This window comes from Shewanella sp. T24-MNA-CIBAN-0130, assembly GCF_040310185.1.
In the GTDB taxonomy this organism is placed as follows: domain Bacteria; phylum Pseudomonadota; class Gammaproteobacteria; order Enterobacterales; family Shewanellaceae; genus Shewanella; species Shewanella psychromarinicola.
Map to the genome: position 1 here is coordinate 56,411 of NZ_JBEOPP010000016.1, position 24,558 is coordinate 80,968.

General features: G+C 42.8%; 26 protein-coding genes. 14 read left to right on the forward strand and 12 right to left on the reverse strand.

Annotation, left to right across the window (positions count from 1 at the left end):
• Nucleotides 1-255: 255 nt before the first annotated feature.
• The 4 genes from AAEZ02_RS09040 to fadB all read right to left on the reverse strand — a co-directional run bounded on the left by AAEZ02_RS09040 (nt 256) and on the right by fadB (nt 4,509).
• The gene (locus AAEZ02_RS09040) at nt 256-699 is read right to left on the reverse strand and encodes an MOSC domain-containing protein (protein ID WP_124012924.1); all 444 of its coding nucleotides are present in this window, start codon (nt 697-699) and stop codon (nt 256-258) included.
• 3 nt (nt 700-702) lie between these two features.
• Nucleotides 703-948, reverse strand: a complete 246-nt coding sequence (tusA, locus tag AAEZ02_RS09045; RefSeq protein ID WP_101033459.1) for a sulfurtransferase TusA — start codon at nt 946-948, stop codon at nt 703-705.
• 224 nt (nt 949-1,172) lie between these two features.
• Nucleotides 1,173-2,336, reverse strand: coding sequence for an acetyl-CoA C-acyltransferase FadA (gene fadA / locus AAEZ02_RS09050; RefSeq protein ID WP_101033460.1), 1,164 nt, complete (start codon nt 2,334-2,336; stop codon nt 1,173-1,175).
• A gap of 22 nt (nt 2,337-2,358) precedes the next feature.
• The gene (gene fadB / locus AAEZ02_RS09055) at nt 2,359-4,509 is read right to left on the reverse strand and encodes a fatty acid oxidation complex subunit alpha FadB (protein ID WP_351077419.1); all 2,151 of its coding nucleotides are present in this window, start codon (nt 4,507-4,509) and stop codon (nt 2,359-2,361) included.
• Nucleotides 4,510-4,747: 238 nt separating this feature from the next.
• Here fadB and pepQ point away from each other — a divergent pair, with 238 nt between their 5' ends.
• The 4 genes from pepQ to hemG (AAEZ02_RS09075) all read left to right on the forward strand — a co-directional run bounded on the left by pepQ (nt 4,748) and on the right by hemG (AAEZ02_RS09075) (nt 8,735).
• Nucleotides 4,748-6,067: a Xaa-Pro dipeptidase gene (pepQ, locus tag AAEZ02_RS09060; RefSeq protein WP_124012926.1), complete on the forward strand. Its 1,320-nt coding sequence runs from the start codon at nt 4,748-4,750 to the stop codon at nt 6,065-6,067.
• Complete coding sequence (locus AAEZ02_RS09065; RefSeq protein WP_124012927.1) at nt 6,060-6,674, forward strand: YigZ family protein; 615 nt, start codon at nt 6,060-6,062, stop codon at nt 6,672-6,674. The genes pepQ and AAEZ02_RS09065 overlap by 8 nt, the downstream gene beginning before the upstream one ends.
• A gap of 73 nt (nt 6,675-6,747) precedes the next feature.
• The gene (locus AAEZ02_RS09070) at nt 6,748-8,205 is read left to right on the forward strand and encodes a TrkH family potassium uptake protein (RefSeq protein ID WP_124012928.1); all 1,458 of its coding nucleotides are present in this window, start codon (nt 6,748-6,750) and stop codon (nt 8,203-8,205) included.
• A gap of 2 nt (nt 8,206-8,207) precedes the next feature.
• Nucleotides 8,208-8,735 carry a menaquinone-dependent protoporphyrinogen IX dehydrogenase gene (hemG, locus tag AAEZ02_RS09075; protein ID WP_124013015.1) on the forward strand — a complete coding sequence of 176 codons (528 nt, stop codon included), beginning with the start codon at nt 8,208-8,210 and terminating at the stop codon, nt 8,733-8,735.
• Nucleotides 8,736-8,817: 82 nt separating this feature from the next.
• Here the strand turns inward: hemG (AAEZ02_RS09075) and AAEZ02_RS09080 are convergent, their stop codons facing one another.
• Nucleotides 8,818-9,123: an ArsR/SmtB family transcription factor gene (locus AAEZ02_RS09080; protein WP_101033465.1), complete on the reverse strand. Its 306-nt coding sequence runs from the start codon at nt 9,121-9,123 to the stop codon at nt 8,818-8,820.
• 198 nt (nt 9,124-9,321) lie between these two features.
• Between AAEZ02_RS09080 and hemG (AAEZ02_RS09085) the strand changes: the two genes are divergently transcribed.
• Nucleotides 9,322-9,873 (forward strand): menaquinone-dependent protoporphyrinogen IX dehydrogenase, encoded by a 552-nt coding sequence (hemG, locus tag AAEZ02_RS09085; RefSeq protein WP_124012929.1) that lies wholly within the window; start codon nt 9,322-9,324, stop codon nt 9,871-9,873.
• Between the two features lie 6 nt (nt 9,874-9,879).
• Here hemG (AAEZ02_RS09085) and AAEZ02_RS09090 read toward each other — a convergent pair whose 3' ends face one another.
• From AAEZ02_RS09090 to def, 5 genes are read right to left on the reverse strand one after another with little or no spacing between them, the layout of a single operon-like run.
• Entirely contained in the window at nt 9,880-11,322 is a 1,443-nt protein-coding gene (locus tag AAEZ02_RS09090; RefSeq protein ID WP_124012930.1) for a TrkH family potassium uptake protein, read from the reverse strand.
• A gap of 6 nt (nt 11,323-11,328) precedes the next feature.
• Entirely contained in the window at nt 11,329-12,738 is a 1,410-nt protein-coding gene (trkA, locus tag AAEZ02_RS09095) for a Trk system potassium transporter TrkA (RefSeq protein WP_101033468.1), read from the reverse strand.
• Between the two features lie 16 nt (nt 12,739-12,754).
• The gene (rsmB, locus tag AAEZ02_RS09100; RefSeq protein WP_351122803.1) at nt 12,755-14,038 is read right to left on the reverse strand and encodes a 16S rRNA (cytosine(967)-C(5))-methyltransferase RsmB; all 1,284 of its coding nucleotides are present in this window, start codon (nt 14,036-14,038) and stop codon (nt 12,755-12,757) included.
• Between the two features lies 1 nt (nt 14,039).
• On the reverse strand, nt 14,040-14,996 hold the full coding sequence (gene fmt / locus AAEZ02_RS09105) for a methionyl-tRNA formyltransferase (protein WP_351077407.1): 957 nt from the start codon (nt 14,994-14,996) through the stop codon (nt 14,040-14,042).
• 8 nt (nt 14,997-15,004) lie between these two features.
• Complete coding sequence (gene def, locus AAEZ02_RS09110; protein ID WP_233768597.1) at nt 15,005-15,517, reverse strand: peptide deformylase; 513 nt, start codon at nt 15,515-15,517, stop codon at nt 15,005-15,007.
• 126 nt (nt 15,518-15,643) lie between these two features.
• Here def and AAEZ02_RS09115 point away from each other — a divergent pair, with 126 nt between their 5' ends.
• From AAEZ02_RS09115 to AAEZ02_RS09155, 9 genes are all read left to right on the forward strand, one after another.
• Nucleotides 15,644-16,750: a LysM peptidoglycan-binding domain-containing protein gene (locus AAEZ02_RS09115; protein ID WP_124012934.1), complete on the forward strand. Its 1,107-nt coding sequence runs from the start codon at nt 15,644-15,646 to the stop codon at nt 16,748-16,750.
• Nucleotides 16,751-16,833: 83 nt separating this feature from the next.
• Entirely contained in the window at nt 16,834-17,850 is a 1,017-nt protein-coding gene (gene dprA / locus AAEZ02_RS09120; RefSeq protein ID WP_124012935.1) for a DNA-processing protein DprA, read from the forward strand.
• 2 nt (nt 17,851-17,852) lie between these two features.
• Complete coding sequence (locus AAEZ02_RS09125) at nt 17,853-18,326, forward strand: DUF494 family protein (protein ID WP_101033474.1); 474 nt, start codon at nt 17,853-17,855, stop codon at nt 18,324-18,326.
• A 59-nt stretch (nt 18,327-18,385) separates the two neighbouring features.
• On the forward strand, nt 18,386-18,949 hold the full coding sequence (locus AAEZ02_RS09130; RefSeq protein ID WP_124012936.1) for a DNA topoisomerase family protein: 564 nt from the start codon (nt 18,386-18,388) through the stop codon (nt 18,947-18,949).
• Between the two features lie 38 nt (nt 18,950-18,987).
• A complete protein-coding gene (gene tsaC / locus AAEZ02_RS09135; protein WP_124012937.1) occupies nt 18,988-19,554 on the forward strand; it encodes an L-threonylcarbamoyladenylate synthase type 1 TsaC in 567 nt (188 codons plus the stop codon).
• Nucleotides 19,555-19,558: 4 nt separating this feature from the next.
• The gene (gene hemF / locus AAEZ02_RS09140; RefSeq protein WP_124012938.1) at nt 19,559-20,491 is read left to right on the forward strand and encodes an oxygen-dependent coproporphyrinogen oxidase; all 933 of its coding nucleotides are present in this window, start codon (nt 19,559-19,561) and stop codon (nt 20,489-20,491) included.
• 370 nt (nt 20,492-20,861) lie between these two features.
• Complete coding sequence (locus AAEZ02_RS09145; RefSeq protein WP_124012939.1) at nt 20,862-21,110, forward strand: hypothetical protein; 249 nt, start codon at nt 20,862-20,864, stop codon at nt 21,108-21,110.
• Nucleotides 21,111-21,178: 68 nt separating this feature from the next.
• A complete protein-coding gene (gene aroE, locus AAEZ02_RS09150; RefSeq protein ID WP_124012940.1) occupies nt 21,179-22,012 on the forward strand; it encodes a shikimate dehydrogenase in 834 nt (277 codons plus the stop codon).
• Nucleotides 22,012-22,272 carry a DUF1488 family protein gene (locus AAEZ02_RS09155; RefSeq protein ID WP_124012941.1) on the forward strand — a complete coding sequence of 87 codons (261 nt, stop codon included), beginning with the start codon at nt 22,012-22,014 and terminating at the stop codon, nt 22,270-22,272. Before aroE ends, AAEZ02_RS09155 begins: the two co-directional genes overlap by 1 nt.
• Before the next feature lie 27 nt (nt 22,273-22,299).
• Here AAEZ02_RS09155 and AAEZ02_RS09160 read toward each other — a convergent pair whose 3' ends face one another.
• Together AAEZ02_RS09160 and AAEZ02_RS09165 are read right to left on the reverse strand one after the other, a co-directional pair.
• Nucleotides 22,300-23,535, reverse strand: a complete 1,236-nt coding sequence (locus AAEZ02_RS09160; RefSeq protein ID WP_124012942.1) for a sensor domain-containing diguanylate cyclase — start codon at nt 23,533-23,535, stop codon at nt 22,300-22,302.
• Between the two features lie 299 nt (nt 23,536-23,834).
• Nucleotides 23,835-24,380 (reverse strand): gamma carbonic anhydrase family protein, encoded by a 546-nt coding sequence (locus AAEZ02_RS09165; protein ID WP_101033487.1) that lies wholly within the window; start codon nt 24,378-24,380, stop codon nt 23,835-23,837.
• Between the last annotated feature and the right edge of the window lie 178 nt (nt 24,381-24,558).

Sequence of the window (24,558 nt, forward strand, 5' to 3'; positions counted from 1 at the left end):
GTATGAGGTTGAAATGAATTTAATGGCCCCCTTTATCGCATAATTAACGCATAAGGGGTACTACAATTCTGTTTCAATTGATGATGTATATTAACAACTTAATCATGTTGACCCATCGCAAGCGAAGTTTGCAATGAGTTTTTCGGGATAACGTCAGTAATAGAAATGGGTAAATGTGCTGCAGATATTAATGTATCAAGCTTAATTTGAGATGAGTTCTATTTAATGAATGTGGCTAAATTTATTATTTACAGCTTAGCTAAGGATGATTAGATCACCAGGCTGAATTAATCCGCCATTGATGACTCTACACGTAACACCACCACGCCAATCTGGCGTTAATGCCTGTTCTAGACCTGCATGCGCGAGTTCCATTTTTTTACAGGGATCGGTTTCGCCGGTGATCTGCAATCGAAGCTCAGTTCCAATGGTGATAATTTTGCCAACATCAGCGGCGCTAAATTGGTAGCCGTTAATTAATAAATTGGCTCGACGAGTTAACCAATCTAAATCTGTTTTGACCTGTTGGCAGGCTATTTGCCATTGCGGTTTCGACAATACGGTAACTTGGCGTTTGCCTGGTCGGCCAAAAACATCATTTTCCACCCCTCGCGCTAAGGTCACATTGGCACATAAAGCGGGTTTCATTGCGCCGCGTTTTGCCGTTTTGTATGCGATAGCTTCCAAGGTGATAGTCATTATTTACAATCCTTTTTTGAGCAAGTAATGGTAAGGGGCTTTACTGATATCGAAGGCAATTAACGTGTGGTCCATAAATTCACAAAAACTGGGGATATCACGAGTCGTAGCCGGATCATCTGCAATGATGAGTAATGTTTCACCTTCGGCCATTTTTCGAACGGTTTTACGGATCATCATTACAGGTTCTGGGCAGCGAAGTCCAAGTGCATCGAGTTGGTATTGTGCTTGGGTGTAAATATCGGTCATTGAGTGTTATCTATTTTAACTAATCTAATTAGCGCTAATATTACTCTTGTGATTTATGCTTGCCAAGTTTGCTATTAATTTATGTTTTTTTAACGTTTTTTATTTTGCCTAAAACATGTTTCACGTGGAACATTAGCCAAAGTAGGAAAAGAAAAAAATAAAAAAACGAGCCAAAATAGCTCGTTTTTTATTACTGATCATTAATCAGCTTGGCATTGGTAACCTTATACGCGTTCGAATACGGTTGCGATACCTTGACCTAAACCGATACACATAGTGGCAAGACCAAGTGTTGCATCTTTTTCTTCCATTAAGTTAATCAGGGTTGTTGAAATTCGTGCGCCTGAACAACCTAGTGGGTGGCCTAATGCAATCGCGCCACCGTTAAGGTTAATCTTCTCATCGACGACATCTTGCAAGCCAAGATCTTTAACACAAGGTAAAGACTGTGCAGCAAAGGCTTCATTCAATTCGATAAGGTCTAAATCTGCAACAGACAAACCGGCACGAGTTAATGCTTTTTTGGTTGCGGGTACTGGGCCGTAACCCATAATGGCTGGATCACAACCCGCAACAGCCATAGAGCGGATACGAGCTCGAATCGTTAACCCAAGGGCACGCGCTTTTGACTCTTCCATGACCAACATAGCAGAAGCACCATCTGATAATGCTGATGATGTACCCGCTGTCACAGTACCGTTAACTGGGTCGAATGCCGGACGTAAACCCGCAAGCGACTCGAGTGTTGTTTCAGGACGGATAACTTCGTCATTCATCACTTTAATCAGTGTGCCGTTTGCGTCGTGGCCTTCAATACCCCAAATTTCTTTGGCAAAACGACCTTCAATCGTTGCTGCATGAGCACGCTGATGAGAGCGCACGGCAAACGCATCTTGTTGTTCGCGAGTAACACCATACATTTTACCCAACATTTCAGCGGTCAAGCCCATCATGCCTGATGCTTTTGCAACACGGTTTGCGAGGCCTGGATGGAAATCAACACCGTGGTTCATTGGTACATGACCCATGTGCTCAACACCACCAATAATGAAGGTGTCACCTTGGCCGGTCATAATGGCACGAGCCGCTTGGTGAAGGGCATCCATTGACGAACCACATAAACGGTTTACGGTAACGGCGCCAGCTGTTTTAGGAATACCAGCTAATAATGATGCGTTACGAGCAATGTTGAAACCTTGTTCAAGGGTTTGCTGCACACACCCCCAAATCACATCTTCAATGTCATTAGGGTCTAGTTGTGGGTTACGCACTAATAGCGCTTTCATTAGTTCTGCAGACAAGGTTTCTGCACGTACATTTCTAAATACCCCAGCCTTAGAACGGCCCATTGGGGTACGAATGCAGTCTACGATAACAGCTTGTTTCATGATTTAATTCCTTTCCCGCTAATTAGGCTTGGTAGTAACTACCGTTGTTGGCTGCAAGTGCACGCATTGCATCGGTAACTTGATACAAGCCACCCAGATGTGCGTATTTGTCTGCTAGGGCAACAAAGTTTGCTACGCCCATGGTGTCTAAGTAACGGAATACACCGCCGCGGAATGGTGGGAAACCAATACCGTAAACCAGACCCATATCGCCTTCAGCAGGTGATGCAATAATATCTTCTTCTAAACAACGGACGGTTTCGATGATCATCGGGATCATACAACGAGCGATAATATCATCAGACTCGAATGCCTTTAATTCACCAAAAGTGGCGTGCAATAATTCATAGCTTGTTGGATCAATGTCTTTCTTCGGTTTACCGCGACGGTCGACAGAATAAGCATAGAAACCTTTGGCATTTTTTTGACCTAGACGCTTGTTTTCAAACATAATATCGATAGCATCTTTGCCATTTTTACCCATGCGGTCAGGGAAGCCTTCTGCCATTACAGCTTGGGCGTGATGACCGGTATCTAAACCTACTACGTCAAGTAAGTATGCTGGGCCCATAGGCCAGCCAAACTGTTTTTCCATCACTTTATCGACAGCAGCAAAATCAGCACCTTCAGCGAGTAGACCACTAAAGCCGGCAAAATATGGAAACAATACTCGGTTAACGAAGAAGCCTGGGCAATCATTTACCACAATTGGGGTTTTGCCCATTTTGCTAGCGTAAGCCACTACGGTTGCGATGGTTTCTTCAGAGCTATGCTCACCACGGATAATTTCAACTAATGGCATTTTATGCACAGGGTTAAAGAAGTGCATACCGCAGAAACGTTCTGGTTTCTTCAGGCTTTTTGCCAATAAATTGATTGAGATGGTCGAAGTATTTGACGCAATAATGGCATCTTCAGATACGTATTGTTCGACTTCTGCAAGCACTGTCGCTTTCACTTTTGGATGTTCAACAACGGCTTCTACAACGATATCGCTATGTTTAATGGCGGCATAATCTAATGAAGGAGTAATGTTGTTTAATACTTTAGCCATTTTCTCTGGCGTAGAGCGGCCTCGAGCAACTTGAGTCGTAAGGATTTTAGCTGCTTCGTTTAAGCCTAACTCTAATGCTGGCTGAGCGATGTCTTTCATGACAATCGGCGTGCCTTTGCTGGCACTTTGGTATGCAATACCACCACCCATGATACCTGCACCCAATACCGCGGCTTGGTTTACATCATGAGCCAGCTTACCGGCTTTCTTTGCTTTACCTTTTACAAATTGGTCATTTAAGAAAATACCAATTAGGGCTTGGGCAACGTCTGTTTTAGCCAATTTAATGAAAGCCTGTGCTTCCACTTTTAATGCGCCATCACGATCTAAACCTGCAGCGTGTTCAATAACATTCACAGCGGCCATTGGCGCGGGATAATGTTTGCCTGCAACTGAGAACACCATGCCTTTCGCTGTGGCAAAAGACATCATGGCTTCAAGCTTTGGTAACTGTAATGGTGATTGCTTTTTGGTACGTCGGGCTTGCCAATCAAGGCTGCCATTAAGTGCATCATGCAACATTTGGATCGCTGCGGCTTGTAAATTCTCTGGTGCAACAACGGCATCAATAGCACCTACTTTTAAGGCATCTTCTGGGCGTTGATCTTTAGCCGTGGTGATCCACTCAAGCGCATTATCTGCACCAATCACTCTAGGCAATCGCACTGTGCCACCAAAACCAGGAATAAGACCTAATTTTGTTTCTGGTAACCCGATACGAGCATTGGTATCTGCAACACGTAAGTCAGTTGCTAAAATGGTTTCACAACCACCACCAAGCGCAAAACCGTTTACGGCAGAGGCCGTTGGGAACGGTAAGTCTTCTAGCTTATTGAATACCGCGTTGGCTTGTTCAACCCAAGCTAACAAGGTTGCATCGTCTTGTTGAAATAGGGTTAAGAATTCAGTGATGTCTGCGCCAACAATAAAAGTGCTTTTTGCTGATGTCAGCAATAAGGCTTTAATGTCAGTGTTTTGTTTGATGCTGTCTAGCGCGGCATCAAGAGAGGCTATGGTTTCTCTGTCAAATTTGTTTACCGAACCTTGTGCGTTAAAGCACAGTTTGGCAATATTATCTTCAAGTAACTCAACCTGAATGGTAGGGCTTTGGTAGATCATTGCTTGCTTCCTTATTGCTTAAAAGCGACTTCCACATCTTATTTTACTGTGCAGTTATCAAGCTTGAATCACAGCGGTTTCGGCCATCTATTGACCAGCTAATTATCAGTGTGCGACTAAATGAGACAAATTACAACAACCAATTTAAACGGCCGTTTAATTTCTTATCATCTAGGGAGGAGTTTTTATGTTTGTGATAGACTGATCAAGTTAACACTTATTAAAAAAGGGATACTCAATGGATCTGTTAGCCCATCTATATCATGCACACATCGGTGAGCTAAATCGTCGAGTCGCTGAAATTTGTCTGCGTGAGAATATTTCAGGATTAGTTATTCATTCTGGTCAGCCGCACCGACAGTTTTTAGATGATTTAAACTATCCCTTTAAAGTGAACCCGCAATTTAAAGCTTGGTTGCCGATTTTAGATAATCCTAATTGTTGGATTATTGCCAACGGCCAAGATAAACCGCGTTTAGTATTTTACCGTCCGGTCGATTTTTGGCACAAGGTGAATGATTTGCCTGATGCCTTTTGGACTGAGCATTTCGAGATTGAATTATTAACCAAAGCGGATCATATTGCCGAATATTTACCCAAAGAGATAACTCAATGGGCGTATGTTGGTGAGCATTTGGATGTTGCAGATGTATTAGGATTTACCTCTCGAAATCCCGATGCTGTGATGAACTACTTACATTTTCATCGTGCGGATAAAACCGAATATGAACTTGAGTGCATGCGCCGAGCGAATCAAATTGCCGTAAAAGGTCATTTAGCGGCCAAAAATGCTTTTTATAATGGCGCTAGCGAGTTTGAAATACAGCAGCGTTATTTGCTCGAAATTGGCCAGGGTGAAAACGAAGTGCCTTATGGCAATATCGTCGCATTAAATCAAAATGCCGCTATTTTGCATTACACTGCTTTAGAACATATAAACCCAGCACAGCGTTTATCATTTCTCATTGATGCTGGGGCCAGTTATCACGGCTATGCTGCTGATATAACAAGAACTTATGCATTTGAAAAAAACCGATTCTGTGAACTAATTGATGCACTCAATAAGGTGCAATTAGCCATCATTGACACCATGAAACCCGGGGTTAAATACACCGATCTCCACATTGCGACTCACGAGCACATTGGTCAGTTATTGATTGATTTTGGCTTGGCTAATGGTACGGTTGAGCAGTTAGTTGCCCAAGGCATTACCCGAGCATTTTTCCCCCATGGCTTAGGTCATATGTTGGGGCTACAAGTCCATGATATGGGCGGTTATGCTCATGATGAACGTGGTACTAATGTCGCCGCGCCAGATGATCACCCATTTTTACGTTGCACCCGAGTGTTAGCAGCAAATCAGGTACTCACCATTGAACCTGGTATTTACATTATCGATACCTTGCTTGAGCAACTATCTGCAACCGCTAAGCTAGCCATTAATTGGCAAACTGTTGCTGAGCTGCGTCCATTTGGTGGTATTCGTATTGAAGATAATGTGATAGTGCATCATAACCGAGTGGAAAACATGACAAGAGAGTTTGGTTTAGTTGATTGAATATTATTCAGTTCCAACAGCTAATGTATTGATTCAAGAAGAGATAAAGCATAGTCGCTTTATCTCTTTGTTATTTCATTGTCCACACCCAAATGATATGAAGTTAGCACTTACTGACATAAAGCGGCAATATCCTGGAGCGAATCATTATTGTTATGCTTTTGTCTCTGGCAGCCCTGAAAACACCATTGATATGGGGTCCAGTGATGATGGTGAACCATCAGGTAGTGCCGGCAAACCCATGTTAGCGTGCTTACAAGGCGCAAACATGGGTGAGCTTGGTGCTATTGTGGTGCGTTATTTTGGTGGCACCAAGTTGGGTGTCGGTGGTTTAGTGCGTGCTTATACTTCGGGTATCAAGCAAGGATTAACGCAAATACACACTCAGGTGAAGCATTTAAGGTATCGGGCAAGCTTAGTGTGCCATTATGCACAACTAACTGATGTTGAGTATTTAGTTGCTCAACATGATGGCGTGGTGACGGATAAAATGTTTAGCGACATTGTTGAAATACACTTTGAGCTGGCTAAATCACACCATCAGGCTTTTAATCAAGCATTAGCGACACTGACTCAGGGCCAACTACAAGTAACGTTTACAGTTTGAGCTATGACTAACTTATGCCAGAATGTCACTCAATAGTTAAATCCGACGCAGCACAACTTAAACAGAATCCTTAATGCAATATAAAACAATTATTAGAATCACAGGTTTGCTGATGGGGTTATTTTCAATCACCATGTTGCCGTCAGCATTAGTGGCTATCTTGTATAAAGATGGTGGCGGTACTGCTTTTATTCAGGCCTTTTTTGTCAGTATTTTTTTAGGCTTTTTATTGTGGTACCCCAACCGTCATCAAAAAGGTGATCTACGAACTCGTGAAGGTTTCTTGATTGTGGTGCTGTTCTGGACAGTGCTGGGATCCATAGGTGCGCTGCCGTTTATTTTTGCTAATAACCCCGATTTAAGTTGGACCGACAGTTTTTTTGAATCATTTTCAGCCTTAACCACCACGGGCGCTACCGTGATTGTTGGGCTAGATAATTTACCTAAGTCAATATTGTTTTATCGCCATTTACTGCAGTGGATGGGTGGTATGGGTATCATCGTTTTAGCCGTAGCCATTTTACCGCTGTTGGGTATTGGTGGTATGCAGCTGTACAAAGCTGAAGTACCAGGCCCGGTTAAAGACACTAAAGTGACCCCTCGCATCGCCGAAACAGCTAAGGCTTTATGGTATATATACTTTTTGCTCACTACCGCTTGTGCTTTAGCATTCTACTTTGCTGGTATGGATGCATTTGATGCGATTTGTCATTCATTTTCGACCATTGCGATTGGCGGTTTTTCTACTCATGATGCGAGTATAGGCTATTTTGAAAGCCCGTTAATTAATGTGATTTGTGCTGTTTTCTTGCTCATTGCGGCAGCCAATTTTAGCTTGCACTTTGCTGCATTTACTCGCCGTGGTATTAACGTTAAGGTCTACCTAAAAGACGCGGAGTTTAGGGTTTTGATTGCCGTGCAACTGGTGTTGACCGCAATCTGTTTTGCGACATTATACCAGTCAGGTATTTACGATACTCCTGAGAAAACCCTTGATTATGCCTTCTTCCAAGTGGTATCGATTTCAACTACCGCAGGTTTTGGTACTGAAGATTTCCATTCTTGGCCGTTGTTTTTACCGATTTTATTAATATTCTCAAGTTTTATTGGTGGGTGTGCTGGTTCTACTGGCGGCGGCATGAAAGTCATCCGCTTCATTCTACTTATTTTGCAAGGTTCACGTGAGCTAAAACGATTAGTTCATCCTAAGGCTTTGTATTCCATTAGGATCGGCTCAAAGGTATTACCCGATAGAATTATTGATGCGGTGTGGGGATTCTTTTCCGCTTACGCATTAGTATTTGTGACGTGTATGGTGATTTTAATGGCCATGGACATGGACGCCATTACCGCATTCAGTGCCACTGCCGCGAGTTTAAATAACTTAGGACCCGGTCTGGGTGATGTGGCATCAAATTATGCCAGTATTTCAGACGGTGCCAAGTGGGTACTGGTGATGGCGATGTTATTTGGTCGATTAGAAGTGTTCACCTTATTGGTGTTATTCACCCCTACGTTTTGGAAAAATTAATGATGAAAACTGCAATTCTGTACTCTACAGTCGATGGGCAGACGCTGGCAATTTGTCAGCAAATCAAGCAAATTTTAATGACAAATGGCGAGCAGGTTAGGGTGGTTAACCTAGCGGAGGCTGACGCGGATGATTTAGTTTGTGTCGATAAAGTCGTTATTGGTGCCAGTATTCGATATGGCAAACATCGACCAGAATTGTTCAAGTTTGTTGAGCAACACAAAGCCATACTCGATACCAAGCGGAACAGTTTTTTTAGCGTAAACGTTGTGGCAAGAAAGCCTGAAAAAAACACTCCAGAAACCAATCCTTATATGGTGAAGTTTTTAGGACTCTCGGCTTGGAAGCCTCAGCTATTAGGCGTCTTTGCGGGTAAGATAGATTACCCTCGTTACGGTTTCTTCGATAAGTTTATGATCCGATTTATCATGTGGATGACCAAAGGACCGACCGATACACAGGGAACGTTCGAGTTTACGGATTGGAGTAAAGTCGATGATTATGCCAAACAAATAACAGGGCAAATGTAACCTCATGACACCAACAGCGTGTCCAATGACATATTATTGGGCACACTATTCACTCTCAACGCTATTTAAGCCTTTATGTTAGTTAAGCGCAGTAGCGTCGATGTAGAATAGAGATAACTTCGGTTACTTGCTCATTTTTAAGCGTGTAATAAACCACTTGTGAGCTCTTACGAGTGTTGACCAAATCTTGGGTACGCAGTACCGCTAAATGCTGTGACAATGCTGATTGGCTCAGCGGCACTGTCTCATTTAACTCCGTGACACTTAATTCTTGTTCTAACAATAAACATAAAATCATTAAGCGGTAAGGATTCGCAATGGCTTTTAACCATTGTGCAGCCGTTTCGGCATTAATAAGCATCGTTGCGACATCGATATCTTGCTTCATGAGTGTCCTTATGTAACCTTTAATTGCGAGTTAGTCTGGGTTCAGTTTTGTTTTCTATATCATAATACTTTTGCTTCATAGAGATCTCAATTTAAACGATTAAATATATGAGCCATTTCTAATTTGTGATCTTTGCAGGGGTTTTAAGAGACTTTTTTTGCCAAACTGATGAAAATCAATCAGCAATGAGAATCAAAAATGGCCAATGTTTTAGTGTTGTATTATTCTCGGGGTGGCCACACCGCACATATTAGCCGTGCAATTTCAGAGCAAATTCAATCCCAAGGCGATAATTGTGATGTGATGAATATTCAAGATAAAACCCCAATCGATTGGTCTAAATACCAAGCTGTTGCGTTAGGGGCTTGTGTCTTATATGGCTCATATCACAAATCGGTGTTTGAATTTGTTCGTGAAAATCAGCGACACTTGTCGCAGTTACCCAATAGTTTTTTTTGCGTCAATGTCGTCGCTCGCAAGCCAGAAAAACGCATCCCCGAGAACAATAAATACTTACAGAAGTTTTTAACCTTATCGGCGTGGAAACCCCAAGATGTCAAAATTATTGCCGGTAAAGTCGATTATCCTTCTTGGCCTTGGTATGACAGCTTAATGATCCGCCTTATTATGAAGATGACCGATGGCCCCACCGATCCTACTGCAATTATTGATTATACTGATTGGGACGATGTGAAGGCCTATGCTGACCATATTACCCATTTAGCGTCTTCTGGAGTCGTCATTGCCTAAGCAATATTAATAACGCCAAAATTTAGGGTGAAACAACACTGCGACAGTCAGTATTTCCAAGCGCCCTAATAACATTCCTAGTGCCAATGCCCATTTTGCTACGTCAGGAAGTGGAGCAAAGTTTCCTGCTGGGCCAATAATAGGACCAAGGCCTGGTCCGACGTTGGTGACCGCAGTAATCGCTCCTGTAAAGCTGGTCATTGGGTCTAACCCTGTCAGTACTAATGTAATTGAAAGCACTAATATCACGATAACCATCAGCATAAAAAACGCCATGATTGAGCGGACAATATCATCACGAATACGATGGCCATTGTATTTGTCTTTAAACACCCCGTTAGGATGAAACTGTTGTTTAATTTGTTGACGCATAATTGAGAATGCGATTTGGAAACGAAATATTTTTATCCCACCAGATGTTGAGCCAGAACAACTGCCAATAAACATTAGAAATAGAAATATCACACTGGCGAAAGCCCCCCAAGATTGATAGTCCGTTAACCCATAACCTGTGGTAGTGATAACCGAAATGACATTGAAGCTGGCTAATCTTAATGCATCTAAAAAGTCTATTTGCTGGTGTTGCCAAAGCCAAAAGGCTAACGAAAATGACACCAGTAACACAAAGCGTAAAAATCCTTTTACCTGTTGATCATTCCATAAGCGTAAGCTGCGTTGCTGTATGGTTTGTACAAACATCAATAACGGCAATCCGCCTGCCAACATAAACACGATACTCACCCAATGAGCCGAATGTGAAAAGATGGCCATTGATTTATCTGAGGTTGAGTATCCTCCGGTCGATAATGTTGTCATTGCATGATTGATTGCCTCAAACCAGTGCATGCCAGCAAGGTGATAAGAATATGCACATAGCATTGTTAATGCCGCATAAATCAAGAATAAGTGTTTAGCCATATGCTGGGTGCGGGGGATCGTTTTGTCACTCCAATCAGAGGATTCGGTCCTAAATAAGCGCATACCCCCCACATTCAAAAACGGTAGGATTGCCACGGCCATGACAATAAAGCCTATGCCGCCAAGCCATTGTAATAATGAACGCCAGACTAAAATACTATGGTCCATATTATCTAAACCAGATAAAACCGTTGAACCTGTGGTGGTAATGCCTGACATAGTTTCAAAAAAAGCGTCGGTATAATTAATACCGTGATAAAGCGTGAAGGGTAAGGCTGCAAATAAGCTGACCACAAACCAAGTTACACTTGTCAGCATAAACATGTCGCGGATGTTGAGGTTGAAATGATGGTGTCGGCCATTTTGAATACACAGAATGGCGATAAAGCCGGTAAACAACCCAGAGATCATAAAGTCTCCAATGGTTTCTTCAGCATAAAACAGTGCAAAAGCCATTGGTACCAGCATAAATCCTGTTAGTATCGCCAGAAAAATACCGATAATGAAAATGATTTGTTTGAAGTTAAGCATAAGAACTTAAAAGAAAAATGCGCTAGGTTGAAATAACTTTTCTACGTCACCGATGAACTTCTTATTGACCAAGAATAAAATGACATGGTCACCCTGTTCGATTACCGTTCTATCGTGGCCCATTAACACCTCATCATTACGAACAATGGCGCCAATGGTGGTTCCTGGCGGCAGCTTGATATCACCAATTTTTTTCCCGACCACTTTTGAGGTACTCGAATCACCATGGGCGATGGCTTCAATGGCTTCTGCTGCACCACGGCGCAATGAATAAACATTACAAATATCACCTTGGCGAATATGCGTCAGCAGCGCTGAAATAGTAGCTTGTTGCGGAGAGATGGCGATATCAATGTTAGCTTCTTGTACTATATCAACATAGGCTTCACGTTGGATCAGCACCATGACTTTTTTAGCACCCATACGTTTGGCGAGTAGAGCGGACATAATATTGGCTTCATCGTCGTTAGTGACGGCGATAAACACATCGGTTTGATCTATGTGCTCTTCAAGCAATAATTCTTGGTCTGAGGCATCACCACAAAACACGGTGGTTTTTTCCAATTTTTCAGACAGTAACTCTGCGCGCTCTTGACGGTGCTCAATCAATTTAACCGAGTGAGTACGTTGTAGTTTTTGGGCAAGGCCAAAACCAATATTACCGCCACCGGCAATCATTATATTTCGGTACGAATTATCCAGTTTTTGCATCTCACTCATTACCGCGCGAATATGGCGGCTATCGGCGACGAAAAACACTTCGTCATCGGCTTCAATAATGGTGGTGCCACGCGGCATAATGGGACGACCTTGTCTAAAAATAGCCGCCACCCGGGTATCAATATTGGGCATGTGCTCACGTAATGTGGCGAGTGCGTTACCCACTAGTGGGCCACCATAATAGGCTTTAACCGCAACAAGGCTGAGTCTACCCTTCGCAAATTCAAGAACTTGAAGTGCACCAGGGTATTCGACCAATCTTTGTATGTAAGCGGTCACTAACTGTTCTGGTGCAATTAACTCGTCAATAATAAAACCGCCACGAGGTTTGGCATCTCCGCTTTTAATTTCACTGCTGATAAATAGTTTATCTTGAAGTTCCAAATAGGCTTCTGAGCGAATACGCGCAATTTTTGTCGGTGTGCCAAAAAGGCTATAAGCGATTTGGCAGGCAGACATGTTACATTCATCGCTGTTTGTTACTGCAATGAGCATGTCCGCGTCTTCTGCTCCCGCTTCTTTTAGTACACTCGGATGGGCGCCATGACCGACAACAACACGCAAATCAAATTTGTCTTGCAACAACCTTAGTCGAGCGCGATCACTGTCGACGAGTGTGATGTCGTTATTTTCACCGACCAAGTTTTCAGCTAATGTGCCGCCAACTTGTCCAGCCCCTAAAATAATAATTTTCATGGCTTGAGGTACATCCTTAAAGTGCTTTAACTAGGCGAGCGTAATAAAAGCCGTCCATATTGTCTTGTCCTGGCAAAATCTGCCAACCGATATCATCGAGATGAGTTTGTTGCTCTATCGGTACTAAACTCGCATCGGGTGTCCGTGTTAGAAATAGCTCAACTTGCTGGCTGTTTTCTTGGGGTAAAATAGAACAGGTTGCATATAATAAGCAGCCACCCGGTTTAAGCCATTGCCAGCAATGATCCAATATTTGTGTCTGTAAGTTGGCTAACTCTTCAATATCGCTATTTTTACGTAACCATTTTATATCAGGGTGACGACGAATAACGCCTGTGGCTGAGCAAGGTGCATCGAGTAATATGCGATCAAATTGCTGTCCTTGCCACCATGATGGGATATCAGCAGCATCGCCGTGAATAAGCTGCGCTTTTAAATGCAACCTGTCCAGATTTTGTTGTACTCGAGCTAGGCGTTTTTGATCAAAGTCGACTGCGACTAAATTAATATCGGGAGCAAGCTCTAGTAAATGGCAACTTTTGCCACCTGGTGCAGCACAGGCATCTAGGATCAATTCATCCGCCATTGGTGCCAGTAAGGTTGCAGCCCATTGCGCGGCGCCATCTTGAACAGAGACTGCTCCTTGCATAAAATCAGGTAAAGCGGTCACATCTTTTGCGCCTTCGAGCAATATAGCATCTTGGCTTGGGCCTGCTTGGGCGGGAATATCGTGTTGGGCTAATGCCGCTAAATAAGCATCACGTGTTTGTGATTGCTGATTATTACGCAGCCACATGGGTGGACGCTGATGGCTTTGCTCAATAATGTTTTGCCAATGGTCTGGATAAGCTCGTTGTAAGCGTTTAATAAACCAAGCTGGAGTATTAAAACGTAGGGTTTCGGAGTCGGTGTTTAAGGCGGCATCTTGGCGCTGTATAGTACGCAATACACCATTGACCACTTTTACCAAACCATCAAAACGTAACTGTCGGCAGGCTTCTGCCGTTTCAGAAATCGCGGCATGTGCCGGAATGCGAGTAAAGTAAAGCTGGTAACAACCGACAATCAACAATTGATGTAATATGCGCTGCTTTCCCTTAAACGGCTTGGCTAAGCAGTCGCTGACGCATTTGTCGAGTTGTGGCAATTGGCGCATAACGCCGTAACATAGTTCTGCTAATAGGGCTTTGTCTTTGCCATTTTGCAGGTGTTGTTGCTGATCGGGTAGCGCTACCGATAACGACATACCCTTTTCAAGTACTTCATAAATCGCTTTAGCTGCCAGTGCGCGCACATTCATGCTAGTTAGCCTCTTGGTTTAAACACACACCAGCGGTAAACCAATCACCACGAGCATTCAAAATATCGGCCACATTAAGTGGCTTTTTGTTGGGCAGTTGCATGGTCTGAATAATTAACTTGCCATCAGCGGTAGCCACTTCAATACCGAGTTTGGTTGCCGCGATAATGGTGCCCGGAGCTTCGTGACATACTTCTGCGGAATAATCAGCTTGCCAAACTTTAATGGTACTTTGATGATGCTCAAAATAGCTGACGGGCCAGGGATTAAATGCGCGGATGTCTTGCCATAATTGCTTGGCTGTTTTATGCCAATCAAGACGCGCTTCTTCTTTAGAGAGTTTTGCCGCGTAATTGGCGAGCGATTCATCTTGCTTTTGAGCCGTTAACGTCCCTTCGCTTAATCCTGCTAAAGCCTCAATTAATGCTTCAGGTCCTTGGGCTGCGAGTTTTTCATATAGACTGGCTGAGGTGTCGCTCGGTTCGATGGGTAAGCGGGTGTTAAACAGCATATCACCAGTGTCTAGGCCGATATCCATTAGCATAATGGTGACACCGGTTTCTGTGTCGCCTGCCCATAATGCTCGTTGGATAGGCGCGGCTCCACGCCAGCGCGGTAAAATTGAACCGTGAACATTAATACAACCTAAACGCGGAGTATCAAGGACTATCTTTGGTAAAATCAACCCGTAAGCAACAACAACCATGATATCGGCATTGAGGTGTGCTAATTCCGCTTGTGCCGCATCATTTCGTAATGATGCTGGTTGAAATACCGGAATGGCATGCGCTAATGCCAGTGCTTTTACTGGGCTTGCTGTAAGTTTTTTACCTCGCCCTGCGGGTCTATCGGGTTGAGTATAAGTCGCAATCACATCATGTTCAGAGTCGATGAGCGCTTGTAAATGTCTGGCAGCGAAATCCGGAGTACCGGCAAAGATAATTTTTAACGGTTTCAAATTTTTTCCTATACTTCTCTAGCATCTAAACGAGCTTCTTTTTCAAGCTTAGTTTTTATACGTTGGCGTTTTAATGGTGATAAGTAATCGACAAACAACTTACCTTTAAGGTGATCCATTTCATGCTGAATACAAACGGCAAATAACTCATCTGCTTCAATAGTGAACTCTTTACCGTGACGATCTAGGGCTTTGAGCGTGACAAATTCAGCACGGTCAACTTTGGCATAAATCCCCGGTACCGATAGGCAGCCTTCTTCATTTGCCAAGTCGCCACTACTGGCAATAATCTCAGGATTAATAAAAACGGTTGGGCGTTCTATCTCATCTTGTAAATCCATCACAATCAATTGTTGATGAAAATCCACTTGAGTAGCAGCGAGACCGATACCTTTCTCTAGGTACATCGTCTCGAGCATGTTATCAATTATAGTCTGTAATTGCGGACCAAAATCCGTCACAGGTAGCGCGATGGTGCGTAAACGTTCATCTGGAAATCGTAAAACATTAAGTAGTGGCATATATAAACTCTTCACAAGTCTGTCAAATTTCAGCCAGATAGCTATACTGGCCATTGCGATTAGGGTAATTTTAATCCTTACCGCTTATCAATAACAGCAAAAAGCTCTAATAAAGAGCTAAACAACATGGATCTCACCATGAAACGCTTACTTTTACTTGTTTTTTTATCATTAAATTTTTTTGGGGCTAACGCTGATACATTAACCCTAAAGGCGGGCCATCCTGACACGTATGTCGTTAAAAAAGGCGATACGTTGTGGGATATCTCTGGATATTTTTTGAATGACCCTTGGCGTTGGCCTAAATTGTGGGGTGTTAACCCGCAAATTGCTAATCCACATCTAATTTACCCTGGCGATAGACTGACATTAGTATTTATTGATGGTCAACCTCGTTTAGTGGTTAAGCAGCACATTCAGAAGAGTCCTGAAGGACGAGTCATATCCAAAGATGGCCCGATTCCTGCTGTTGATCTTGCCTTAATTAGACCCTATTTAGTACAAAATAGAGTTGTGGATCCTGCATGGTTATTGGAATTGCCGATTGTTATGAGCGGCGAGAGCCCATCAATTCATCATGTGGTCGATGACGTTGTCTATGTTAATGCGCAGCTTGAACAAGGCCTTAAAGTGGCAATTTATCAAACTGGACGTGAGTTTTTTGCTCCAAATAGCGGCGAATTATTAGGCCAGGAAATTATTTTAGCTTCGAGTGGGCGGGTTATTGAGTCTGGCGTTGTGTCAAAAGTTGAATTGCTCAGTAGCTTACGTGAAACCAAAGGTGGCTTTCATGTTGCCCCGGTAGAAGATGAAGCGTTAATGTCGGCTTATTTTATCCCAAAAGCGGCAGACTTAGGTGTTTCTACCTCTATTGTTGGTATAACAGGTAACATTCGTGAAGCTGGTAAGTTAGATGTCGTCTATCTTGATCGTGGTGCCAATGATGGTGTTGAGACTGGACATGTTTTTTCAATGTACCGCGATGGCGAAAACATTATTATTGATAATGAGGGTAATCCAGTTCGACCTATAGACCGTTCATCTTACGATAAAGTGCTGGCGAACTTTTCAGATGATACCGTGTATAAAATGCCAGATATTTTTCATGGTAATTTGATGGTTTTTAAAGTGTTTGATAAAACCAGTTTAGGTTTGATTATGTTCAATGAGCACCCCGTTCGAGTCGGTGATAAATTGACTAAACCAGATCCCTTGACCATTAAAGGTGAATAATTTCAGATAAACTGGTCGACTGGTTAGTTGTTTGTGCCGTATCTGGGCTAGGACCTGCTCGGATTCAACAATTATTAACTCAAATGGACGTTGAAGAAATTCGTCAACGTCTAGAGTTTGAACCTCAGGCCTTGCCTTTACCAGCAAGCCTATTGGCTAAATGTAGTATCGACTTTAATAAGGTCGAGCAAGCCCTAGCCTGGCTTGATTCGCAGTCCAATCACTATATTGTGACCCTCTCTGATCCACTTTATCCGCCATTACTTGCACAAATTAGCGATCCACCACAGGTATTATTTGTTAAAGGGTCGATAGAATCTCTTGTGTTACCGAGTATTGCAATGGTGGGAAGCCGTAATGCCTCTCGAGGCGGCTTAGATATAACGGCAGAACTCGCTTATCATTTAGCTCACCAAGGCTTTTCAATTACCAGCGGCATGGCTGCTGGTATTGATGGTGCAGCCCATAAAGCGACTCTGGCTGCTAATGGAACGACCATAGCAGTATTGGGCAGCGGGGTTGAGTGCATTTACCCTAAGCGTCATCAAAACTTGTATCATGACATTATCAATACAGGCTGTGTAATCAGTGAATATTGGCCAAGTATAGGGCCTTTTTCTGGTAACTTCCCTCGGCGTAACCGTATTGTCAGTGGCCTAAGCTTAGGCACTGTCGTGGTTGAGGCAAGTCGTAAAAGTGGTTCGTTAATTAGTGCTCGACTTGCAATGGAGCAAAACCGTGAAGTGTTTGCTGTACCAGGATCGGTGTTAGGGGGCTATAGTCAAGGTTGCCATGATTTAATTAAAAATGGCGCCAAACTTGTCGAGTCGGCTGTCGATATAATCGAAGAATTGGGCAGTTTATCTGATTATCACCTTGAACAATTGCATCTACGGCACCATATACGAGATAATGACATTTGTGATTTGCCATTTCCTCCGCTGTTATCTAGTGTAGGATATGAAACTACTGCGGTAGATGCAGTAGTTGAGGATAGTGGGAAACCAATAGATCTGGTGTTAATACAAATGCTTGAACTTGAGTTACAAGGGTGGGTTGCAGCAGTGCCCGGTGGTTACGTCAGACTAAAGAGGAGTTAGCCATGTTTGATATCCTCATGTATTTATTTGAAAATTATGTTCATAGTGAAATTGAGCTATTAGTTGATGAAGATGAGCTCACTAAAGAGTTAACCCGTGCGGGTTTTCATCAAGTTGATATTATAAAAGCACTTTCTTGGTTAGAGCACCTTGCTGATCTACAAGAAAGCGATAAACCTTACTTGTGTAATCACGCACAACATTCATTCCGTATTTATACCAAAGCGGAAATGGCCAAATTAGATGTTGAGTGCCGTGGTTTTTTATTGTTTTTAGAGCAGATACAAGTACTCAGTGTCGAAACCCGTGAAATGGTCATTGACCGTGTCATGGAATTAGATGAACCTACATTAGTGTTAGAAGATCTCAAATGGGTGGTATTAATGGTACTATTTAACGTGCCAGGAAATGAGTCAGCCTATGAGCAAATGGAAGATTTAATCTTCGAGCAGCCAGAAGGGCGTTTACACTCATAACAAAAAGGAGGCTTAGCCTCCTTTTTTAGGTCTACAGAAAATTATTCATTGAGAGCACCATGTCGAAAATTGATCCGCAGTTGTTTACTGTCCACGAGCATGCACTGGAGAAAGAGTTTGAACTTTGTCCTGTTTGTGGTTCTGAACTGTCGGTTAAACACAGTAAACATGGCAGCTTTGTGGGGTGTAATAACTACCCAACATGCGACTATACTCGTCCACTAGTGCAACATGAGTCGATAGAGACTCAAGTTATCAGCGGTTCAGAATGTCCGCAGTGTGGCCATGAGTTAGCGGTTAAGTCTGGTCGGTTTGGTATTTTTATTGGTTGCACTCACTACCCAGAATGTACTCATATTGAAAAACACGATCACACCAATCAAGCTGAACAGATTGTTTGCCCTCAGTGCGCCAAAGGTCATCTTGAGTCTCGGACCAGTCGTTATGGTAAAACTTTTTTTGCTTGTAGCGCCTACCCAAAATGTAAGTTTATCGTAAACTACCCTCCGTATAATGAAGCTTGCCCTGATTGTGGCTTCGGGATTTTAGTTGAACGTAAAGGTGCGGCGGGTAGCCGAGTTGAGTGTCCGCAAAAATCCTGTAAATATAAACGTGCTCTGTAGTTTTCGTTATTAATATCAATTTGATGTAAGGAAGTTTCATGTTGCAATTGCAGCCATCCGCTGTCGCTGCCGTCATAAGTCAAGGCGGAGTGATTGCTTATCCAACTGAAGCGGTGTTTGGTTTAGGCTGTGATCCTGACAACGACAGTGCTATTGAAAAATTGTTGGCTGTTAAACAGCGTCCTTGGCAAAAGGGGTTGATTTTAGTAGCCAGTTCTTTGGATCAACTTTTGCCTTACCTTGATATCACTCAACTAACTGAACCGCAGTTGCAGTTTGCGCAATCAAAGTGGCCAGGCCCCTTTACCTTTGTTATGCCTATTCAGTCCCATGTATCCAAATTACTCTGCGGTGAATTTGATTCGATTGCAGTGCGCGTATCAGCTCACCCCGTTGTGCGAGAGTTGTGCGACACCCTCAATAAACCCCTTGTATCGACAAGTGCCAATTTAGCCGGAAAGTCACCGGTCGTCGATGCACAACATATCATCACTGATTTTACTGATAAAATTGATGCATTGATTTTAGGTAAGCTGGGCGAACAACGTCAGCCATCAACCATTATTGATGCCCGCAGTGGTCAGATCCTTCGTAATGGAAGCTAATACTATGTCAAACAACCTTTCTCAAGTGCCCGACGCACAACAAGTAAAATCATTCCTGCTAGCATTACAGCAAAATATTTGTCAGCGTTTAGAGCTACTCGACGGCAAAGCCACTTTTAAAGCTGACTCATGGAAGCGTGAAGAAGGCGGCGGTGGCACTAGTCGAGTATTAACTCAAGGCAAAATCTTTGAGCAAGCTGGCGTTAACTTTTCACATGTGATGGGTGCATCTATGCCTGCATCGGCTACTGCGCATCGCCCTGAATTAGCTGGCCGTAGTTTTGAGGCGATGGGGGTGTCTTTAGTGATCCACCCCAATAACCCTTATATCCCGACGACCCATGCCAACGTACGTTTTTTTATTGCCCGTAAAGAAGGTGCGGACCCCGTGTGGTGGTTTGGTGGCGGATTTGATTTAACACCTTATTACCCCTTTAAAGAAGATGTCGTCAGCTGGCATCAAACGGCTAAAGATATTTGCCAGCCATTTGGCGATGACGTTTATCCTAAATACAAAAAATGGTGTGATGAGTATTTCTTTATACCGCATCGTAATGAAACTCGAGGTGTCGGCGGACTATTTTTTGACGATTTAAACGAACCCGGTTTTGAGCGTAGTTTTGAGTTTATGCAAGCGGTAGGAAACGGCTTTATTGAAGCTTATGCGCCAATTGTCGAGCGCAATAAAACCTTAGAATACGGTGACGATGAGCGCCAGTTCCAACTTTATCGTCGTGGCCGCTATGTCGAGTTTAACTTGGTTTATGATCGTGGCACCTTATTTGGTTTACAAACCGGCGGTCGTACAGAATCGATTTTAATGTCAATGCCGCCTCTGGTACGTTGGGAATACGCGTTCACCCCTGAAGAAGATAGTCCAGAAGCTGAGTTGTACGATATCTACTTAAAACCACAAGACTGGTTAGCTGAAGTTTAATTCCAATCGGATTCTACCTTGCCATGCTGCAATAACGAGTCATCGGTTACCCATGTTGTCTGCTAAGGTCGAAATAGCCTGAATCATCGTTTGTTGATGTTCAGGCTTTTTTATTGTGTGGTTAATCGCCGCGCGCATGAAAATGATCCTCTGATCACCATAGACTCAGCGATAACGGAGGGCATGTGTTTAGCACGTAATGCCGGATGAGTATGGGTAACTTGTCAGCAAGTGTTGAATCGCTGCATAATTCACTCGTAAATGCAGGTAAACTAGCCAAAGCAAGAGTAATAATAGCGGTTGCTTTCCCAGGTGGTAGCCATGGTATTTACGCACTCCGTTTTAGTTTGGGAATGGGGTTGCCAATGTCATGAACTATGGTGATATTCTGGCTGCTGTGACGGCAAATGTGGCAGATCTATTCTATTTAGATACTGGGCGGATTGCGGTTGGAAAACCGGCAGGTTTAGTCTTATGCAGAGGCGCCTCTTTGGTGTTCAGCAGTAAAGTACAAAAGATGTGGATAGCAGTAGAAAAGCAAGATACTGACAGCCGTCAAGGTAAGCTAGGTGATCGTTATTTACAAAAAAAGCCAATGCCTGAGGTATATAGCCGCTAACATTTGATGATAGACGTCAGATGTGTCCATCGTAGGCAAATAATGCCGTTAACTAAGAGGTGAAGTAAATGACCGATAAGTATGCTGTATTTGGTAACCCGATAGCGCAAAGTAAGTCGCCATTTATTCATGCTGAGTTTGCCAAACAAACTCAGCAAGACTTAAGCTATGACGCTATTCTCGTCTCTGTCGATCAATTTGATTCTTCGTTAACGGCATTCTTTACCGATGGCGGTAAAGGCGCCAATGTTACCGCACCTTTTAAAGAACAAGCATTTGCCATGTGTGATGAGCTCAGTGAGATGGCTACACTCGCAGGTGCCGTCAACACGCTGTTTAATTTGCCCAATGGCAAAATAGGCGGTGACAATACCGATGGCGTTGGCTTGGTGAATGACCTAGAAATGCTATTTGGTTCGTTAAAAGGTAAGCGAGTCTTATTGGTAGGTGCTGGTGGCGCGGCAAGGGGGTGTATTTTGCCTATTTTGCAGCATAATGTGGCTCAATTGGTTATCTGTAATCGGACTCACGAAAAAGCACAGCAACTCCAAGCCTTATTCAGTGAATATGGTAACTTTTTTGCTAAACCCATTGAGGAATTAGTCTCTCCGTTTGATTTAGTGATTAACTCAACCTCTGCAGGTTTATCTGGGCAGTTAATTACTCTGCCTAATGTTATCGTAGATAAAACCACTGATTGTTACGACATGACCTACAGCCAACAAACCACAGCATTTAACCAATGGGCGCAAGATCAACATGCCCGTAAAACCGCTGATGGGCTAGGCATGTTGGTTGGTCAGGCGGCAAAAAGTTTTAGTTTATGGCGCGGTGTGACTCCTGATACCGCATCTGTCATGGGAAAACTGCGTGAGTCACTGGCGCAAAAGGTAGCAGATTAATGAATCAAAGCGTGATTTTTACCGATCAGCTCTACATCGAAACAAATGAAGTAAGATTTATTGCGCAGCAACAGGGGATAAATATTAATTGTTTTGCTCACTTTTCTGTTATTAGCGAGCTTTGTGATAATCAACTCGTGGATCAACATAATGCCGCCAGTTTGTTTGAACAATGTCGTTTTGACCTAGAAGACAAAGCTGAAGCGCTCATAGCACAAGAAGCCTTTAGCGATAGTGGCGACATTACTGTTATTTCATGATGTGTTTAATCAGCTGGATTGGTCGAGTTAGTTTCTCGCAGACTTGGGTGCCGACCATTTTTTGAGTCGTTTTTGGGTATACATATTGTTATCAGCTTGCTTAAAGGCACTCTCCCAATCTTGATCATATTGTGCAAATCCGTAGCTAAAATGAATGCCATGTACGCAAGCGGCGAGGTCTTGCTGCAATTGGGTGATTTGCTGCTCTAAGGTATCGATAGGGCCGCGGCATAAAGCAACAAACTCATCACCACCATAACGCGCAACCAAAAACTCAGGATGCCATAGCGCCTTTAGTGATTGTGCAATGGCTTTTAATGCATCGTCACCCGCTTGGTGTCCATACTGATCATTTAACGGTTTTAAGTTATCCATATCCAAGATGATAATATAACTGGCTAACTCTGGATTGTGTTGCCATTGTAAAATCGTGGCATCAAACTTCTTACGGTTATACAGCTCGGTTAATCCATCATAATCTGCCATGATTTCGATTTTCTTCGACTTTTGATATAACGAAATCGCATTAGCGGCTTCAGAGGTTAGAATATTAACCAAGTTAATATCGTAATCACCAAAGGCATCCATCTTGATACTGTCTAAGTTCATCATTCCATAAAGTTCACCCTCAATATGGATTGGGCTAGATAAGGTTGAGCAGATTGGTTGTATCGAAGCATGTAATAGTGCGTGTTGGTCTTCATTTGTGAGAGTGCTTTTAGCATTGATGTTCTTCATGTTGTTAATCACAACCGCCTTATCACAACGACCATTCGTCCGTCGGAACTGAAAGGTTTCTTCTAAGGTAAAGTTTATTTTTCGAAGAGCATCTATATCCAACCCCACAACCGACTCAAATTGTAATCTAGTGGTATTCTTATCAACCAGAATGATACTGCCCATTTCGGCATCATCGATAGCACTTACTGCTTTTTGCAATAGAGCGTCTAAAAAGGTTTTTTCAGAATCGTATTGACTGGATAAATTCACTAATTCATAAGTCGTATCGTTAATGTGGACAACTTGCTCTAAATGTTGCCAAAGCCGTAAAATATTTTGTTTGTGGATATAATAAGTGATGCCATAACTCAAAGCGTAAACTCCACAAATAAGCATTAGGTATAAATAGGTATTTGCATTACTAGGTATGGCGAATATGAAAATAATAACGAACAACAAGAAAGGCACAGCAAGCAATAATAGATGACTCTTAAAGTCTACATAGGCAATGTGCTTATTGTTAATGCGTCCTTTAGTTTTCACTTCAATCATCCTAATAATAAGTCGGTAATACTCTTTAGCATTAAACATCGATGCTCGACGTGCCTCAAGCCAAACTAAACTACCATCTGCGAGTCAATATAAGCTAATTATCGTCGTCAGAGTGTGTTTGAGTCCCGATGTGATAAGTAATAAACAAACTGTGATGGCCATTTATTCTGTAAATCATAGTGAGTGTATCAACGAAGATCATAAAGATATGTGTGGAATGACTTGTTTTAACAAGGCTTAAACGAAATAGACCAACATATTATTGGCCCAAATCGTTTGTATGAATAACGCTACTGTTGTAAGTCTACCAAATATTCATTTTTTAAACGGACATAATTATCAGCCGATTGTGGTAAAAATACACGTTCCGCGTCAGTTAACGGTCGAACTTGTTTACATGGGCTGCCTACATATAAGTAACCACTTTGCAAAATTTTATTGGGTGGCACGAGTGAGCCCGCGCCGACAATCACGTCATCTTCTACTATTGCACCATCAAGTAAGATAGCGCCCATACCTATTAGCACGCGATGACCAATCTTGCAGCCATGCAACATCGCCTTATGACCAATAGTCACATCATCACCAATAATTAATGGATTACCATTAGGATTAGAAGGCGATTTACGCGTTACATGCAATATACTGCCATCTTGGACATTACTGCGTTTACCAATACGGATCTTATTCACATCACCACGAGCAGCAACTAATGGCCAAATGCTGGCGTCATGGTCCAATTTTATATCGCCAACAAGTACTGCAGACTCATCAACATAGACGTTATCAGCTAAATTAGGGTGGATCCCTTGGTAAGTTCTTACATTGGTAGACATAACAATCCTTATATATTTATGGTTTCAGACAGTATAATGCTTAAAAACTAGCTGGTCAGGCTAAATTATCCGCAAACAAACCCAAAATGACAAATCACCTCAATAAAGGGCTTGCGCTAAATCTTGTATTGCCTATAATGCGCATCCACTGACACGGCAGACAGCGAAAGCAGTCACC

Excerpts from the sequence above, each read along its gene's own strand:
- AAEZ02_RS09040 (WP_124012924.1), bottom strand. The coding sequence starts at position 699 with ATGACTATCACCTTGGAAGCTATCGCATACAAAACGGCAAAACGCGGC.
- tusA (WP_101033459.1), bottom strand. The coding sequence starts at position 948 with ATGACCGATATTTACACCCAAGCACAATACCAACTCGATGCACTTGGA.
- fadA (WP_101033460.1), bottom strand. The coding sequence starts at position 2,336 with ATGAAACAAGCTGTTATCGTAGACTGCATTCGTACCCCAATGGGCCGT.
- fadB (WP_351077419.1), bottom strand. The coding sequence starts at position 4,509 with ATGATCTACCAAAGCCCTACCATTCAGGTTGAGTTACTTGAAGATAAT.
- pepQ (WP_124012926.1), top strand. The coding sequence starts at position 4,748 with ATGGATCTGTTAGCCCATCTATATCATGCACACATCGGTGAGCTAAAT.
- AAEZ02_RS09070 (WP_124012928.1), top strand. The coding sequence starts at position 6,748 with ATGCAATATAAAACAATTATTAGAATCACAGGTTTGCTGATGGGGTTA.
- hemG (WP_124013015.1), top strand. The coding sequence starts at position 8,208 with ATGAAAACTGCAATTCTGTACTCTACAGTCGATGGGCAGACGCTGGCA.
- AAEZ02_RS09080 (WP_101033465.1), bottom strand. The coding sequence starts at position 9,123 with ATGAAGCAAGATATCGATGTCGCAACGATGCTTATTAATGCCGAAACG.
- hemG (WP_124012929.1), top strand. The coding sequence starts at position 9,322 with ATGGCCAATGTTTTAGTGTTGTATTATTCTCGGGGTGGCCACACCGCA.
- AAEZ02_RS09090 (WP_124012930.1), bottom strand. The coding sequence starts at position 11,322 with ATGCTTAACTTCAAACAAATCATTTTCATTATCGGTATTTTTCTGGCG.
- trkA (WP_101033468.1), bottom strand. The coding sequence starts at position 12,738 with ATGAAAATTATTATTTTAGGGGCTGGACAAGTTGGCGGCACATTAGCT.
- rsmB (WP_351122803.1), bottom strand. The coding sequence starts at position 14,038 with ATGAATGTGCGCGCACTGGCAGCTAAAGCGATTTATGAAGTACTTGAA.
- def (WP_233768597.1), bottom strand. The coding sequence starts at position 15,517 with ATGCCACTACTTAATGTTTTACGATTTCCAGATGAACGTTTACGCACC.
- AAEZ02_RS09115 (WP_124012934.1), top strand. The coding sequence starts at position 15,644 with ATGGATCTCACCATGAAACGCTTACTTTTACTTGTTTTTTTATCATTA.
- dprA (WP_124012935.1), top strand. The coding sequence starts at position 16,834 with ATGGACGTTGAAGAAATTCGTCAACGTCTAGAGTTTGAACCTCAGGCC.
- AAEZ02_RS09125 (WP_101033474.1), top strand. The coding sequence starts at position 17,853 with ATGTTTGATATCCTCATGTATTTATTTGAAAATTATGTTCATAGTGAA.
- AAEZ02_RS09130 (WP_124012936.1), top strand. The coding sequence starts at position 18,386 with ATGTCGAAAATTGATCCGCAGTTGTTTACTGTCCACGAGCATGCACTG.
- tsaC (WP_124012937.1), top strand. The coding sequence starts at position 18,988 with ATGTTGCAATTGCAGCCATCCGCTGTCGCTGCCGTCATAAGTCAAGGC.
- hemF (WP_124012938.1), top strand. The coding sequence starts at position 19,559 with ATGTCAAACAACCTTTCTCAAGTGCCCGACGCACAACAAGTAAAATCA.
- AAEZ02_RS09145 (WP_124012939.1), top strand. The coding sequence starts at position 20,862 with ATGAACTATGGTGATATTCTGGCTGCTGTGACGGCAAATGTGGCAGAT.
- aroE (WP_124012940.1), top strand. The coding sequence starts at position 21,179 with ATGACCGATAAGTATGCTGTATTTGGTAACCCGATAGCGCAAAGTAAG.
- AAEZ02_RS09155 (WP_124012941.1), top strand. The coding sequence starts at position 22,012 with ATGAATCAAAGCGTGATTTTTACCGATCAGCTCTACATCGAAACAAAT.
- AAEZ02_RS09165 (WP_101033487.1), bottom strand. The coding sequence starts at position 24,380 with ATGTCTACCAATGTAAGAACTTACCAAGGGATCCACCCTAATTTAGCT.